Origin of the sequence: Cytobacillus sp. FSL K6-0129 (genome assembly GCF_038007625.1) — a bacterium.
GTDB classification, from domain to species: Bacteria; Bacillota; Bacilli; order Bacillales; family Cytobacillaceae; genus Cytobacillus; species Cytobacillus kochii.
This window is the reverse complement of sequence record NZ_JBBOXM010000001.1, coordinates 1,578,256-1,591,488: the sequence shown is the minus strand read 5'-3', so window position 1 is coordinate 1,591,488 and position 13,233 is coordinate 1,578,256. Positions and strand designations below refer to the sequence as shown.

The 13,233-nt window shown below is 36.3% G+C and carries 15 protein-coding genes; 13 read left to right on the top strand and 2 right to left on the bottom strand.

Annotated features, from left to right (window positions below; genetic code table 11):
• Nucleotides 1-100: 100 nt before the first annotated feature.
• The 4 genes from udk to MHI57_RS07820 all read left to right on the top strand — a co-directional run bounded on the left by udk (nucleotide 101) and on the right by MHI57_RS07820 (nucleotide 3,953).
• Nucleotides 101-736, top strand: a complete 636-nt coding sequence (gene udk, locus MHI57_RS07835; protein WP_095372475.1) for a uridine kinase — start codon at nucleotides 101-103, stop codon at nucleotides 734-736.
• Between the two features lie 146 nt (nucleotides 737-882).
• Entirely contained in the window at nucleotides 883-1,359 is a 477-nt protein-coding gene (greA, locus tag MHI57_RS07830) for a transcription elongation factor GreA (protein ID WP_095372476.1), read from the top strand.
• Nucleotides 1,360-1,425: 66 nt separating this feature from the next.
• Complete coding sequence (locus tag MHI57_RS07825; protein ID WP_340975694.1) at nucleotides 1,426-3,186, top strand: peptidoglycan D,D-transpeptidase FtsI family protein; 1,761 nt, start codon at nucleotides 1,426-1,428, stop codon at nucleotides 3,184-3,186.
• 83 nt (nucleotides 3,187-3,269) lie between these two features.
• Nucleotides 3,270-3,953, top strand: coding sequence for a DUF1510 family protein (locus MHI57_RS07820; protein ID WP_233435217.1), 684 nt, complete (start codon nucleotides 3,270-3,272; stop codon nucleotides 3,951-3,953).
• Nucleotides 3,954-4,109: 156 nt separating this feature from the next.
• Here the strand turns inward: MHI57_RS07820 and MHI57_RS07815 are convergent, their stop codons facing one another.
• Nucleotides 4,110-4,328 carry a DUF2536 family protein gene (locus MHI57_RS07815; protein WP_322909612.1) on the bottom strand — a complete coding sequence of 73 codons (219 nt, stop codon included), beginning with the start codon at nucleotides 4,326-4,328 and terminating at the stop codon, nucleotides 4,110-4,112.
• Between the two features lie 183 nt (nucleotides 4,329-4,511).
• On the opposite strand from MHI57_RS07815, the gene MHI57_RS07810 reads away from it, so the two are divergent.
• The 5 genes from MHI57_RS07810 (at nucleotide 4,512) to MHI57_RS07790 (ending at nucleotide 8,517) form a co-directional block, all read left to right on the top strand.
• Nucleotides 4,512-5,150 (top strand): class I SAM-dependent methyltransferase, encoded by a 639-nt coding sequence (locus tag MHI57_RS07810; RefSeq protein WP_095372479.1) that lies wholly within the window; start codon nucleotides 4,512-4,514, stop codon nucleotides 5,148-5,150.
• A 14-nt stretch (nucleotides 5,151-5,164) separates the two neighbouring features.
• Nucleotides 5,165-5,866, top strand: coding sequence for a 5'-methylthioadenosine/S-adenosylhomocysteine nucleosidase (gene mtnN, locus MHI57_RS07805; protein ID WP_095372480.1), 702 nt, complete (start codon nucleotides 5,165-5,167; stop codon nucleotides 5,864-5,866).
• A gap of 20 nt (nucleotides 5,867-5,886) precedes the next feature.
• Nucleotides 5,887-6,810 (top strand): PLP-dependent cysteine synthase family protein, encoded by a 924-nt coding sequence (locus tag MHI57_RS07800; protein ID WP_095372481.1) that lies wholly within the window; start codon nucleotides 5,887-5,889, stop codon nucleotides 6,808-6,810.
• Nucleotide 6,811: 1 nt separating this feature from the next.
• Nucleotides 6,812-7,948, top strand: a complete 1,137-nt coding sequence (locus MHI57_RS07795) for a bifunctional cystathionine gamma-lyase/homocysteine desulfhydrase (protein WP_322909611.1) — start codon at nucleotides 6,812-6,814, stop codon at nucleotides 7,946-7,948.
• A gap of 425 nt (nucleotides 7,949-8,373) precedes the next feature.
• Nucleotides 8,374-8,517, top strand: coding sequence for a YrzI family small protein (locus MHI57_RS07790; RefSeq protein ID WP_095372483.1), 144 nt, complete (start codon nucleotides 8,374-8,376; stop codon nucleotides 8,515-8,517).
• Between the two features lie 236 nt (nucleotides 8,518-8,753).
• Here MHI57_RS07790 and MHI57_RS07785 read toward each other — a convergent pair whose 3' ends face one another.
• On the bottom strand, nucleotides 8,754-8,987 hold the full coding sequence (locus MHI57_RS07785) for a hypothetical protein (protein ID WP_340975687.1): 234 nt from the start codon (nucleotides 8,985-8,987) through the stop codon (nucleotides 8,754-8,756).
• A 113-nt stretch (nucleotides 8,988-9,100) separates the two neighbouring features.
• Here MHI57_RS07785 and sigK point away from each other — a divergent pair, with 113 nt between their 5' ends.
• The 4 genes from sigK (at nucleotide 9,101) to MHI57_RS07765 (ending at nucleotide 12,804) form a co-directional block, all read left to right on the top strand.
• Nucleotides 9,101-9,814: an RNA polymerase sporulation sigma factor SigK gene (gene sigK / locus MHI57_RS07780; protein WP_095372484.1), complete on the top strand. Its 714-nt coding sequence runs from the start codon at nucleotides 9,101-9,103 to the stop codon at nucleotides 9,812-9,814.
• A 670-nt stretch (nucleotides 9,815-10,484) separates the two neighbouring features.
• The gene (locus MHI57_RS07775; protein WP_307312826.1) at nucleotides 10,485-10,814 is read left to right on the top strand and encodes an antibiotic biosynthesis monooxygenase; all 330 of its coding nucleotides are present in this window, start codon (nucleotides 10,485-10,487) and stop codon (nucleotides 10,812-10,814) included.
• A 187-nt stretch (nucleotides 10,815-11,001) separates the two neighbouring features.
• Nucleotides 11,002-11,145 carry a hypothetical protein gene (locus tag MHI57_RS07770; protein ID WP_340975686.1) on the top strand — a complete coding sequence of 48 codons (144 nt, stop codon included), beginning with the start codon at nucleotides 11,002-11,004 and terminating at the stop codon, nucleotides 11,143-11,145.
• Nucleotides 11,146-11,166: 21 nt separating this feature from the next.
• Nucleotides 11,167-12,804 (top strand): M3 family oligoendopeptidase, encoded by a 1,638-nt coding sequence (locus MHI57_RS07765; protein WP_340978577.1) that lies wholly within the window; start codon nucleotides 11,167-11,169, stop codon nucleotides 12,802-12,804.
• The last annotated feature ends 429 nt before the right edge of the window (nucleotides 12,805-13,233 follow it).

The following is a 13,233-nucleotide window of genomic DNA, read 5'->3' as shown; positions in this document are numbered from 1 at the left end:
TATTACTAGTATAAGTACCATATGTTTGGCAATCATAGCAAAAAGGTGTATATTGTTAAACAGTAGCTAAAAAGCTACGATGTTAGGGAGATTGATAAAGATGAAGAGAAAACCGATTGTGATCGGTGTAGCTGGTGGATCAGGCTCTGGAAAGACAAGTGTAACGAAGGCGATTTATAATCAATTTCAAGGTCATTCTATTCTTATGTTAGAACAAGACTATTACTATAAAGATCAAGCACATCTACCGTTTGAAGAACGTTTGAAAACCAATTATGATCATCCACTTGCGTTTGACACAGATTTATTAATTGAGCATATCATCTCTTTAACGAATCACGAGGTCATCGAAAAGCCTGTATATGACTATTCTATTCATACGAGGTCAGATGATGTCATCGTTGTTGAACCAAAAGATGTGATTATCTTAGAGGGTATTCTTGTACTTGAAGATGAGCGTTTACGTGATTTAATGGATATGAAGCTGTTTGTCGATACGGATGCAGATCTAAGAATTATTAGAAGGCTTATGCGTGATATTAAGGAGCGAGGGCGTTCCATTGACTCAGTAATTGAGCAATATGTCAGTGTTGTTCGTCCAATGCATAATCAATTTATCGAACCGACTAAGAGATATGCCGATATTATCATTCCTGAAGGTGGACAAAATAAAGTGGCGATTGATTTAATGGTCACAAAAATTCAAACAATTCTTGAAGAAAAGTCTTTTTTATGACACAATAGCATAGAAAAATAATAAGGCTACAAACGTTTGCATAGATAGGCGCGTTCGATAAAGGACGCGCTGTAAATGCATTGTTTATAAAATTTATACATACTTTTGACCAATAATTGGTTATATATGGTAAAGGAGTGGGTGTTTTGAGTACAGAAAAAGTATTTCCAATGACACAAGAAGGTAAAACGAAATTAGAACAAGAACTAGAAAACCTAAAAACCGTTAAACGAAAAGAAGTGGTTGAACGTATAAAAATAGCTCGTAGTTTTGGTGACTTATCTGAGAACTCAGAATATGATTCTGCTAAAGAAGAACAAGCTTTTGTAGAAGGTCGTATTACGACTCTTGAAAACATGATTCGTAATGCTAAAATCATTACTGAGGATGAGATGAAAGGCGACGCAGTTAGCTTAGGCTCAACTGTTACTTTCGTAGAATTACCTGATGGTGAAGAAGAGACTTATTCTATCGTAGGTAGTGCAGAGGCAGATCCTTTTGAGGGCAAAATTTCCAATGATTCTCCGATTGCTAAAAGCCTTATTGGTAAAAAAGTAGGCGAAGAAGTGTCTGTGCAAACACCAGGTGGAGAAATGAGTGTTAAGATAACAAGTATTAACTAATAAAATTATTGTGTTTTAGCGTTTGAAATAGAAACACCTCGTCAACACTTTTGACGAGGTGTTTTTATGCAAAGAAAACGAGTCATTCTGTTTGTTTCTGTTATGATGATTATTTTATCAATACTTATTGTTAGACTGGCTCAAATACAGTTGTTTGAAACAAAGCATTTTACAAATAGAGACATTAACTTGATCAGTCAAAGTGTCGCACAACGCTCTAAGGAAATAGCTATAGATGCCGAGAGAGGGAATTTGCTTGATAGAGATGGCAAACAATTAACTGTAGCCTATAAAACGGTCTTAATCCTTTTTCCGTTCCTGAAAGATATAGAATGGGATGTCTCGAGTGTAGCTGAAATTCTTAAAGTTGATAATAGTCAATTCCGTCAAATAGTTCAAGCAATAAAGGATCCTATTGTATATGGTGAGCGAGAACCTTTCATTTTGTCTAATGAACAAATGGAGGAGATTAATCAGTTGCAAATACCAGGTGTATTTGCAGTGAGAAAATCATACCCGATTTATGAGAGACCAGCAGGACAATTATTAGGGATTGCCAATAGGGATTTTTTACTAACCAAAAGATATCCTAATAAACACTTATCTAATATAACAAGACTAGGTGCAACTGGTATGGAAAAAAGCTTTGATGAACTTTTGTCTGGAGAAGGTGAAACAAAGCTCATTTATCATGTTGATGGAAAAGGAAGGCCTTTATTTGGCTCGAATGTAAAGTATGTTCACCCTGCGAACCCTTTTTATCCATTGAATATTAGAACGACGCTTGATTTTGAATGGCAGCAACGAATGGAAATGCTAGTCGATAAAAACGAGGTTACCAAAGGGGGGATGGTGTTAATAGATATTGAGGATAATTCAGTTGTCGCGATGGTTTCTCGTCCGAAAGTGAACCCAGTCAACCCTTTCGCTCATGGCGAAGAAGGTACAAATAATTTTATGGTACAAAATCAAGTACTAGGGTCTATTTTTAAAACTGTTATCGCTGCAGCAGCGATAGATTATGGGCTAGATGCAAAAAGTCGTATGTTTGATTGTAATCGGTCAATCAATGGAGAAATCGATGAAAATTATCAATACGGCATGCTTAATTTTAAAGATAGTTTTGCGAAAAGTTGTAATTATACATTTGCAACGGTCGGCAAAGAGCTGATGTCTATAGAACCATTGGTGGTGGATAGCTATGCCAATAAATTAGGCCTATCGATAAAAGTAGGATGGCAAGGAGATTTCTATCATTTAAAAGGCTTTCAGCAATTGGCAGATGAAGAACAAGGCCAGGTCTTTAGTGATCCGCGAAATAGAAAAGATACAAATCTAATTGCTCTAACATCCATTGGTCAATTAGATGTCCGCAGTACACCGTTAGCTGTGGCGAATATGATGGCAACAATCGCAAGAGGTGGAGAAAAGCAGATGGTACGTGTCGCCTCACAACTAGAATATAAAAATGGGACGAAAGTAAAGAGCTTTCAGTCTAAAAAAATTGTTGGTAAAAATATTAAGCCATATACAGCCATATCATTACAAAAGCTTCTTCTTGAAGTTGTCAATCATGATTTGGGGACAGGTAGGCAACTACAAAATTTACCGTATCAAGTAGCAGGCAAATCTGGAACAGGGGAAACAGGGAAAAAAGTGAATGGGCAGCAACTAGAAAATAAATGGTTTGCTGGCTATTTTCCATATGATCACCCAAGATATGCACTAGTAACCGTCCGGTTAGATGCCAAAAGTACCGACCCATCACCACTTTCTTTATTCGCTGATATTGTGAAAGAAATACATAGATTAGATCATTCCACGTAATGGTTATCCCTTCAAGTTTTTTAAAAGACATGTTAAAATGTTTTCAGCTATGATATTTCTTTTTTAAATTAGGAGGTATTCCTTTGAATAATACTGATAATGGTTCATCCCGTTATGATAAAAGATCGAAAAGGAAAAAAACAAACATAATCTTAAATGGCTTAATTGGCGTCGTTATTCTGCTCATCATCGTTGTTGGTACGATTATTTTCTCCGGTGGAAAAGACGAGGATCAACCAGCGGATTCTGCTGCGAATGAAGAAGTAAATAATGAAGAAACTTCTAAAGAAAATAGCAGTGATGAGAAAGATGATGCAACAAATGAGGGAAGTCAAGAAGGTAACAGTGAGGAAGAAGAAAATAAAGATAATGAAGAGAATAAAGATGAAGAAAGTAATGAAGAAGAAAACAATGAAGAAAAAGTAAAAGAGGAAGAGATTGTCACTGAAGGCGGCAGTAGTGCTGATGTCAATAGAACGGTAGAAAATCCGGCTTGGCAACCTGTAGGTACAGTACAAGACGACCATCCGACAGCTGTGTATGATCAGAGTCATGTGGATTGGGATGAAATGCTTCGTGCAATCACTTATGCTACTGGATTAGATCGTTCAGCTATGACTGTTTATTTCCTTGGTAATGACGGTGTAAATCGTTCTGTTGGTACAGTCGCTTCACCTAATAAAGATGAAATGTATCGTGTATATATTGAATGGGTAGACGGAAAAGGATGGAAACCAACGAAGGTAGAAGAATTAAATAGTATATAAGAAAAACTGGTTTTCCTAGCCAGAATGAAACGCGAACATTCATTTGTTCGCGTTTTTTTGCATCGAGAGTCAACATATGGCTGCATATTAGAAAGTGGTGAATTCTAAGTGTCCACTTGCCACAAAGGATCATTTGCTTCGCATGCAATTTTTATTCTACTTTTTCTTCAGTTTAAAATGAACAACAGCTGAATAGAACCTTTTGCCGTTTTCATCTATATGCATTTGGTGAGCGACATGATGAACTTCTAGCATAATGGCTTTATTTGTTTCAATTTGGTCATTTATTTTCTTTTCTAAATCGTCCAGCTTTGTTGCTTCGAAAAATTCTACTTTATCCTCAATAAAATCTAATTGAAAGTTCAAGTTAATCATCCCTTCATACGCTATCACTCCTAATTTTAAGTAAATTTCATTTTCTGTGCAATGAGAAAAGTGGATATTGATTTTTCTTGAAACTTAAGAAGGGGTGTGGTAGATTGGGAACATGTTACAAATTAATTCATAGTATACTCATAGGAATTATTGCTATTGTAATTACGTGCAGGAGGGTGCAAAATGGGGAAAGAGTTTATTGAATTATTCGAAGAGTGGGCTAAAACATATGATGATACAGTAACAGGCCATGATGAAGAATATAAGGATGTTTTCTTATACTATGATCAATTGCTACAAGAGGTGGCAGATAGAGCAACAGGTAATGTATTAGAATTTGGCCCAGGTACAGGCAATTTAACTGCAAAATTATTAAAACGTAATTTAACTGTTATCGGGATTGAACCGTCGAAATCAATGAGAGAGATTGCTATCAACAAGTTACAAGATAAAGCAAAAGTGCTCGATGGTGATTTCTTAAACTTTCAAATAGATGAAAACGTAGATACTATAGTAAGTTCTTATGCCTTTCACCATTTAACAGATGAAGAAAAGTCTTTGGCGATTGAACAGTATGGAAAGATGTTACCTTCAGGTGGTAAAATAGTGTTTGCGGATACAATGTATGAATCTGTAGATGCTTATCAAAAGGCTATTACTGATGCCACTGAAAAGGGTTATCATAATCTAGCTGAAGATTTAAAGCGAGAATACTATACGACAATCCCCGTATTAAGAGAGATTATGCGGGTGAATGGTTTTACAGTTTCATTTAATCGCTGCAATGATTTTGTTTGGATTATGGAAGGTGTCAAAGCTTAGAAAGAGGGAAAGTAATGAAAATAGCTATTATCGGAGCAATGGAAGAAGAAGTAACAATTTTAAGGGACCATATGGATGAGAAGCAACAGCAAGTGATTGCTGGCTGTGAATATACAGAAGGTAAAATGAACGGAGCAGACGTTGTTCTTCTTCGTTCTGGCATTGGTAAAGTGAGCGCAGCAATGTCCACTACCATTCTTTTGGAGAAGTTCAAGCCGGATTATGTTATCAATACAGGGTCTGCTGGAGGATTCAACCCTGAATTAAATGTAGGTGATGTCGTTATTTCATCTGAAGTTAGACATCATGATGTCGACGCAACTGTATTTGGTTATGAATATGGTCAAGTACCACAACAACCTCCTGCCTTTATTGCACATGAGGCGTTATTGGAAATTGCTGAAGAGAGTGGTAAAGAGTTAGAAGGTATAACAGTTATAAGAGGACTGATTGCGACTGGAGATTCATTTATTAGCAACCCAGCGCAAACGGCACTAATACAAGATAAATTCACGGCATTGCAAGCAGTAGAAATGGAAGCAGCAGCGATTGCGCAGGTTGCTCATGCCTTTGATACACCTTTTGTGATTATTCGCTCTTTATCTGATATTGCTGGTAAAGAATCTAATATTTCTTTTGATCAATTCCTAGAGAAAGCAGCACTACACTCTGCAAATCTTGTTATGAAAATAGTAGAAGGAATCAAAAGTAAATAATCAACAAAGGACGGGAAGTTATGAAGGTTTACCGAAGCATTCATGAATTAATTGGACAAACGCCAATGGTAGAAATTTCGCAGTTTGACTTACCAGAAGGTGTGCGTTTATTTGCTAAGTTAGAATACATGAACCCCGGTGGCAGTGTAAAAGACCGCCTAGGACAAGAATTATTAAGAAACGCCTTTGAAAGTGGTAAGTTAAAAAAAGGTGGAACAGTTATTGAGCCTACAGCAGGCAATACAGGTATAGGTCTAGCGCTAGCAGCATTAAAAGAAGATGTGAATGTGATTGTTTGTGTACCTGAGAAGTTTAGTATTGAAAAGCAAGATCTGATGAGAGCTTTAGGAGCTACAGTCGTTCAAACACCTACAGAAGAAGGCATGAAAGGTGCCATTGCCAAAGCAGAAGTGCTTTTAAAGGAAATCCCTAATGCATTTTGTCCACAGCAATTTGCAAACCCGGCTAACCCGGATACTTATTACCGAACTTTAGGCCCTGAAATATGGGATGATCTTGATGGGAATGTTGATATATTTGTAGCCGGTGCAGGTACAGGTGGCACATTTATGGGCACTGCTCGTTATTTGAAAGAAAAAAGAGAACAAATAAAAACCGTCATTGTTGAGCCAGAAGGCTCCATCTTAAATGGTGGCGAATCTGGTCCGCATAAAACAGAGGGAATCGGTATGGAATTTTTACCAGATTATATGGATACCACTTATTTTAATAGCATTCATACAATAAGTGATGAGAACGCTTTTAATAGAGTAAAGCAATTAGCTGAAAAAGAAGGAATGCTTGTCGGTAGTTCATCTGGTTCAGCTTTGCATGCAGCATTATTAGAAGCAGAACAAGCTCCAGCAGGTACGAATATTGTGGTGATTTTTCCAGATGGCAGTGAGCGTTATTTAAGTAAAAAGATTTATGAAGGAGGTATTTGATATGAAAAGAAAAACAAAATTAATTCATGGCGGAATTGCTGGTGATCCAACAACAGGTGCAGTATCTGTACCTATCTATCAAGTAAGTACTTATAAACAAGACGGAGTAGGTAATCATAAAGGCTTTGAGTATTCACGTACAGGTAACCCAACAAGACATGCATTAGAAGAGCTTATTAAAGATTTAGAAGCTGGGCATGCAGGCTTTGCTTTTGGCTCAGGGATGGCAGCAATCACTGCTACTGTGATGCTTTTTGATAGTGGGGATCATATCATCCTCACTGATGATGTATACGGTGGAACTTATCGTGTGATTACGAAAGTGCTTAATCGATTCGGTATTGAAGCGACATTTGTTGATACAAGTAACTTAAACAATATCACAGCTGCCATAAAGCCAAATACAAAGGCTGTATATATTGAAACACCAACAAATCCACTTCTAAAAATCACGGATATTGAAGCAGCAGCAAAATTAGCTAAAGAAAATAATCTCTTAACAATTGTTGATAATACATTTTCAACACCATATTGGCAAACTCCAATTGAGTTAGGTGCAGATATCGTGCTTCACAGCGCGACGAAGTACTTAGGTGGACATAGCGATGTTGTTGCAGGGTTAGTGGTTGTAAATAGTGATAAGCTCGCAGAAGAATTACACTTTGTTCAAAATTCAACCGGTGGAGTGTTAGGGCCACAAGATTCATGGTTGCTAATGAGAGGGATTAAAACATTAGGAATCAGAATGGAGGAAACGGAAAGTAACACAAAGGCGATTGTCGAGTTTCTTATACAGCATCCTGCAGTATCAAAAGTGTATTATCCTGGGGTTGAGTCTCATCCAAATCACGACATCGCCAAGAAACAGGCTGATGGTTTTGGAGGAATGGTTTCTTTTGATGTTGGCAGTGAAGAGAATGCTGATAAGCTACTTGAAAATGTGAGATACTTTACTCTTGCAGAAAGCCTCGGTGCTGTTGAAAGCTTAATCTCCGTTCCAGCAAGAATGACTCATGCATCTATACCGAAAGAACGTCGAGATGAACTAGGTATCACAGACGGACTTGTAAGAATTTCTGTTGGTTTAGAGGATGTTGAGGATTTAATTGAAGATTTAAAGTTAGCTTTAGAAAAGTAAAGTTGAGGCTCACCTAAGGGGTGGGCTTTTTTCTGTTCTCAAAGAAAGGTAGGGCGTTCTAGGGAGAAAAATAATTATTTTCGCCCTTTTTAAAATTTTTTGCAAAAAGCCGTTTACAAATGGCTATTTCTTGGATATACTTACCAATGTAAGCGAAAATATTCTAAAGAAAAGGGAGGTCGGAAACAATGAAAAACTTATGCAATTTAACTACAGCAGTAAATGAAACTCAAATACAAATCAATTTCGACCTATTTGGAATGGATCGCTTCATTTAATTTTTTGTCTATCCATGCCGCAGGGAGGAATTGTCATCTCCTGCGGCATTTTTATGTTTATTTCTTAATGCCGTAAGGGGGTGAGTGCCCCTTTGCGGCATTTTTGTGTGCATTTTTTGGATAGATAAAGAGAGGAGGTGCTGCAGGATGACATTAAATCTAATTTTTCTAACGGTGACAATTAAAGCTAGAAAACGCTCGGTTGAAGAACGTATGCATGATGAATATGTAAACCGTCTTCTTGAAGACCATAAAGCACGACAAGAAGAAATCTATCGCAATTTTTACTAAGGATAAAGGAAATAAAGAAAGGTGGAGGAGATCATGATGTTTTTATTACAAGGAAGAAAGGTTTATTTCTGGGTTGAGAAGGACTCAACCTAACGTAGTTTTGTAGGGGGAGAGTATGTGGCGATAAAAATAACTCTATTCACAGTTTATTTTACAAAAAGATATAGAAATCAAAAGTGAAAAATATAAAGACAGAATTGATGGGACCTCTAGCTTTTAGATGTCCCATCATGATTTTATTTATCAGGTCGTTTCCATAAAAACATAATTAAAAATAAACTAATGACAAAAATGACAACTGGTTTCCAAGAAAAGCCTTCAAATATAATTTCAGCAATACTAACCATGGCGATGATAAGAAAAACAATCCCTAATACTAAACGATTCACTCCCAAACTAGCGTTCCCACTTTCTATCCATTTCTTATATCTCCATATTAACTGATTGGCATACACCTCGTCCAATTCCACTAAACAATAAACACTGTAATTGAAAATTAATACGCTAGGACAGACAATAACAGCTTTTCCACTACATAGAAATGGTTAATAGGCGAAAAGTTCAAACTAGCGGGGGTGGCTCTATGTCTGGAATTATGACAGCACTTGGATTTTTAGTTAAAGAAATTGTTTTTCTTGTCTCATATGTGAAGAATAATGCTTTTCCTCAGCCTTTATCTTCAAGTGACGAAAAAAAATACTTAAGGCAAATGGCAGAAGGGGATTCACACGCACGCAATATGCTAATTGAGCATAATCTTCGACTTGTCGCACATATTGTAAAAAAATTCGAGAACACAGGAGAAGATGCTGAGGATCTTATCTCTATCGGTACAATAGGGTTAATTAAAGCGATTGAAAGCTATTCTGAAGGCAAAGGAACAAAGCTTGCTACTTATGCCGCAAGATGTATAGAAAACGAAATTCTCATGCATTTGAGAGCATTAAAGAAGACAAAGAAGGATGTCTCTCTTCATGATCCAATCGGGCAGGATAAAGAAGGCAATGAAATTTCGTTGATTGATGTGCTAAAGTCAGAATCAGAAGATGTGATTAATACGATTCAACTAAATATGGAACTTGAGAAGGTGCGAGAATACATTGATGTATTGGACGAAAGAGAGAAAGAAGTGATTGTGGGACGGTTTGGGTTGGATTTAAAGAAGGAAAAGACGCAAAGAGAGATAGCAAAAGAATTAGGTATTTCACGGAGCTATGTTTCGCGTATTGAAAAACGAGCATTAATGAAAATGTTTCATGAGTTTTATCGAGCGGAAAAAGAGAAGAAGAAGAATTAAGAATACCGTATGTATTTACCACAGTTTCCATGCTGTGGTTTCTTTGTAGTATAGAAAAATGACTGCAATGTAAGGTAGGAGCTATGTAAAAGATAGTATTGAAATGAACGAGCTTTATGAAGAAAAGGGTCGTTTAATCATTGACACAATAAATTTAAACCAAGTACTTTTAATTACTAGTATAATATGAATTTGAGATGTGTGAATATTATCGATTGCCCACATAAAAGCGGATTTCTAATGATTGATTTCCGCATATAACTTGCCTAATGCAAGTGAGTAAAGGAAGTCGAGAGTATCGCAAAATGAAGAACCACTGTAACCTGTGTGATTATCAAGGGAACCCCGCATCGATTGGATTATTTTATGAATGTTCAACTCAACATAAAGCTTTGTTTAATGTTGACTGCGCACTTATTTCCGTTTTTTCCTCAGAATGCTGTAAACGGCAATAGCGGCGCGTTCAAGACCTCAAATGAGAGCTGCACAGACTGGATTTTCTCAACATGCATAAAACTTTTCCTTATAAAGAGAGAGACAATTTACCAATGAATCAGTATCTTATACCTACAGTGATAAGATTGTAGTGAAATAGATCATATGGTTGACGATGATAATCATTATCGATTAAAATGAAGTTATATCATTAAATATAGAGGTGGATTTAAATATGTTCGTTCAAATGAAAAAATTTACTGTAACTGAAGGTAATGCCCATCACCTTGTGGAAAAATTCAGCCAAAAAGGCATTATTGATGAACAACCAGGGATTATTGACATCACAGTTATGGTAAAAAAAGTACGTAGAGGAAATGAAGAAGTTATATTGCAAATTCGTTGGGAATCGGAACAGGATTGGAAGAACTGGGAGAAAAGCGAAGCACACATTGCTGGACATAAAGCAAGTAGAGGAAAACCAAAGCCTGAATTTATTCTAGAAACTGAAGGCAGTCTATATCATGTTGAAACAATTAAAACACCTGCAATCGAAGCAAAATAACCTTCTACATTTTGCATAGTCAAGTAAAAATAAACGGAAAAACACTAGGATACGCTCCCTTATAGGTAGACAAGTAATAAGCTTGGTACTTATAAGGGAGTATTTTTATGCCATATAAACCGTTCCAAAAAGTATTAATAATCTGAAACCTCTGATAGTATTTAAATATTAGAAGGGAGAGATTAGAATGACTCATACAACTTATACTGAGGTTTGGGATTTAGAAAGCTTTTTTGAAGGAGGTAGTCAATCACAATCGTTTCAAAATTATCTAGAGCAAATAGATATCTTGATGGAAGAATTCGCTTCACTGGCTAACGATATGGAATAAACAGAAAATGAAGAACATACTATAAATAGTATAGGACAAGTTTTAAGGTCATCTGAAGAAGTATTTAAAAAGCTCATGCAGGCAAGCGCCTTCGTCAGTTGTTTAAAAGCTGAGAATACGGTAGATCCTTTGGTTGAACGGTTACAAATGCAAGTCATGCAACAATCATCCACTTTTTCGACAGTGCTATTAACCTTTCAAAATAAATTGGCACTTATAGGTAATGATGAATGGAAGCAATATGTAAGTAGTAAAACTCTTACTCCGGTAGCTTTTGTTTTAGACGAATGGCGACAGATGGCTCAGGAAAAATTATCAATCCAAGAAGAAGATTTAATTCAATCATTAAGTATGGATGGATTTCACAGTTGGGGAGAGTTATATCATACAACTGTTAGTATGATTGCTATTCCATATGAAGATGAGAATGGCCAAACAACATTATCTGTAGGACAAGCGAATAATATAATGGGACAGTCAAATGCAGCATTAAGAGAAAAGGTCTTTAATCAAATGGAACAGGCATGGGAGGAGAAATCTCCTATCTTTGCAAAAGCATTAAATCACATAGCAGGGTATCGATTAATGGCAAATAAGAAAAGAGGTTGGAATAGCCCTTTAAAAGAGCCGCTTCTTAATAACCGAATGAAAGAAGAAACCTTACATAGTATGTGGGCAGCGGTAGAGAAATATAAAGAACCAGTTACGCGTTATTTAGAAAGAAAGGCAAAATTACTTGGGGTAAATAAATTAAGCTGGTTTGATTTAGATGCACCGATCGGTAAAGTAGATACAAAGAAAGATTTCACAGCGGGCGCGAAGTTTATCATTGAACAATTTGGTACATTTAGTCCTTTAATGAAAACATTTGCAGTACAAGCTTTTGAAGGCCGTTGGATTGAGGCTGAGAATCGTCCGAATAAGCGTCCAGGAGGATTTCACACATATTTTGCCGACAGTGGGCAGTCACGGATTTTTATGACATATTCTGGGACACCTAGTAATGTTTCTACACTTGCGCATGAGCTTGGACATGGATTTCACAGTTTTGTAATGAAAGATATCCCTTTCTTTAATCGAAAATATGCCATGAATGTAGCAGAAACAGCATCGACTTTTGCGGAGCTAATTGTCGCTGATGCTTCAGTAAGGCAGGCGGAAACAAAAATGGAAAAAGTGATTCTTCTGGATGATAAAATTAGTCGGACTGTTACGATGTTTATGAATATACATGCACGTTATTTGTTTGAAACCGCTTTTTATGAAGAAAGAAAAAAAGGTACAGTCACACGAGAGCGATTAAATGAATTGATGACAAGTGCGCAAAAACAAGCATATGGTCATTCGTTAGAACATTATCATCCGTATTTTTGGGCTTCCAAATTGCATTTTTATAATACCCATACACCTTTTTATCAATTCCCTTACACATTTGGCTATCTTTTCTCATTGGGTATCTATAAACAAGCACAAGAAGTAGGCCCAAGTTATGAAAAGAAATACGTAAATTTATTAAAAGATACTGGTTCTATGACCGTTGAATCTCTTGCGATGAAGCATCTAAATGAGGATTTAACAAAACCTGACTTTTGGGAAAACGCTGCGAGCCTTTGTATAAAGGATATTGAGGAGTTTATGCAGTTGACTACTTCATTATAAAAGAAAGAATAGAGGCTAGGGATAGTATGACCAATTAATATACGATTTTTGCTTAGCCTCTATCAAAAGATGAATCTTCACTATCTTCGAAAATCTCTAGAATGATGCCTTCTATCTATGTAAATCATCTCAAGTTTACAACATATTCATTCTTTCCTCTTTACAATCATCATTCCTTACGATAATTTTAATAGGCTGGACTGTTAACTAGTGATATAATAGCAGTCGGTGAGGGTGGGTTTATTATATATGAAAGACACCCCTTTCTTTAATGCATAAAGAAAAAACATAAACATAATTGACTTTATTTATGATAAATATTCAGTGACGATAGATGAACTTTAAGAAATGAAGAACGAGTAGTAGAATTAGAGAAATTTAAAATGAAGAGAGACACCTTTACGAAATAGGTGCTTATTCCTTGGAAAA

Bases quoted from the DNA above. Each gene is read 5' to 3' on its own strand.
- udk (WP_095372475.1), top strand. From the start codon at position 101: ATGAAGAGAAAACCGATTGTGATCGGTGTAGCTGGTGGATCAGGCTCT.
- MHI57_RS07825 (WP_340975694.1), top strand. From the start codon at position 1,426: ATGCAAAGAAAACGAGTCATTCTGTTTGTTTCTGTTATGATGATTATT.
- MHI57_RS07815 (WP_322909612.1), bottom strand. From the start codon at position 4,328: ATGATTAACTTGAACTTTCAATTAGATTTTATTGAGGATAAAGTAGAA.
- MHI57_RS07810 (WP_095372479.1), top strand. From the start codon at position 4,512: ATGGGGAAAGAGTTTATTGAATTATTCGAAGAGTGGGCTAAAACATAT.
- mtnN (WP_095372480.1), top strand. From the start codon at position 5,165: ATGAAAATAGCTATTATCGGAGCAATGGAAGAAGAAGTAACAATTTTA.
- MHI57_RS07800 (WP_095372481.1), top strand. From the start codon at position 5,887: ATGAAGGTTTACCGAAGCATTCATGAATTAATTGGACAAACGCCAATG.
- MHI57_RS07795 (WP_322909611.1), top strand. From the start codon at position 6,812: ATGAAAAGAAAAACAAAATTAATTCATGGCGGAATTGCTGGTGATCCA.
- MHI57_RS07790 (WP_095372483.1), top strand. From the start codon at position 8,374: ATGACATTAAATCTAATTTTTCTAACGGTGACAATTAAAGCTAGAAAA.
- sigK (WP_095372484.1), top strand. From the start codon at position 9,101: ATGTCTGGAATTATGACAGCACTTGGATTTTTAGTTAAAGAAATTGTT.
- MHI57_RS07775 (WP_307312826.1), top strand. From the start codon at position 10,485: ATGTTCGTTCAAATGAAAAAATTTACTGTAACTGAAGGTAATGCCCAT.
- MHI57_RS07770 (WP_340975686.1), top strand. From the start codon at position 11,002: ATGACTCATACAACTTATACTGAGGTTTGGGATTTAGAAAGCTTTTTT.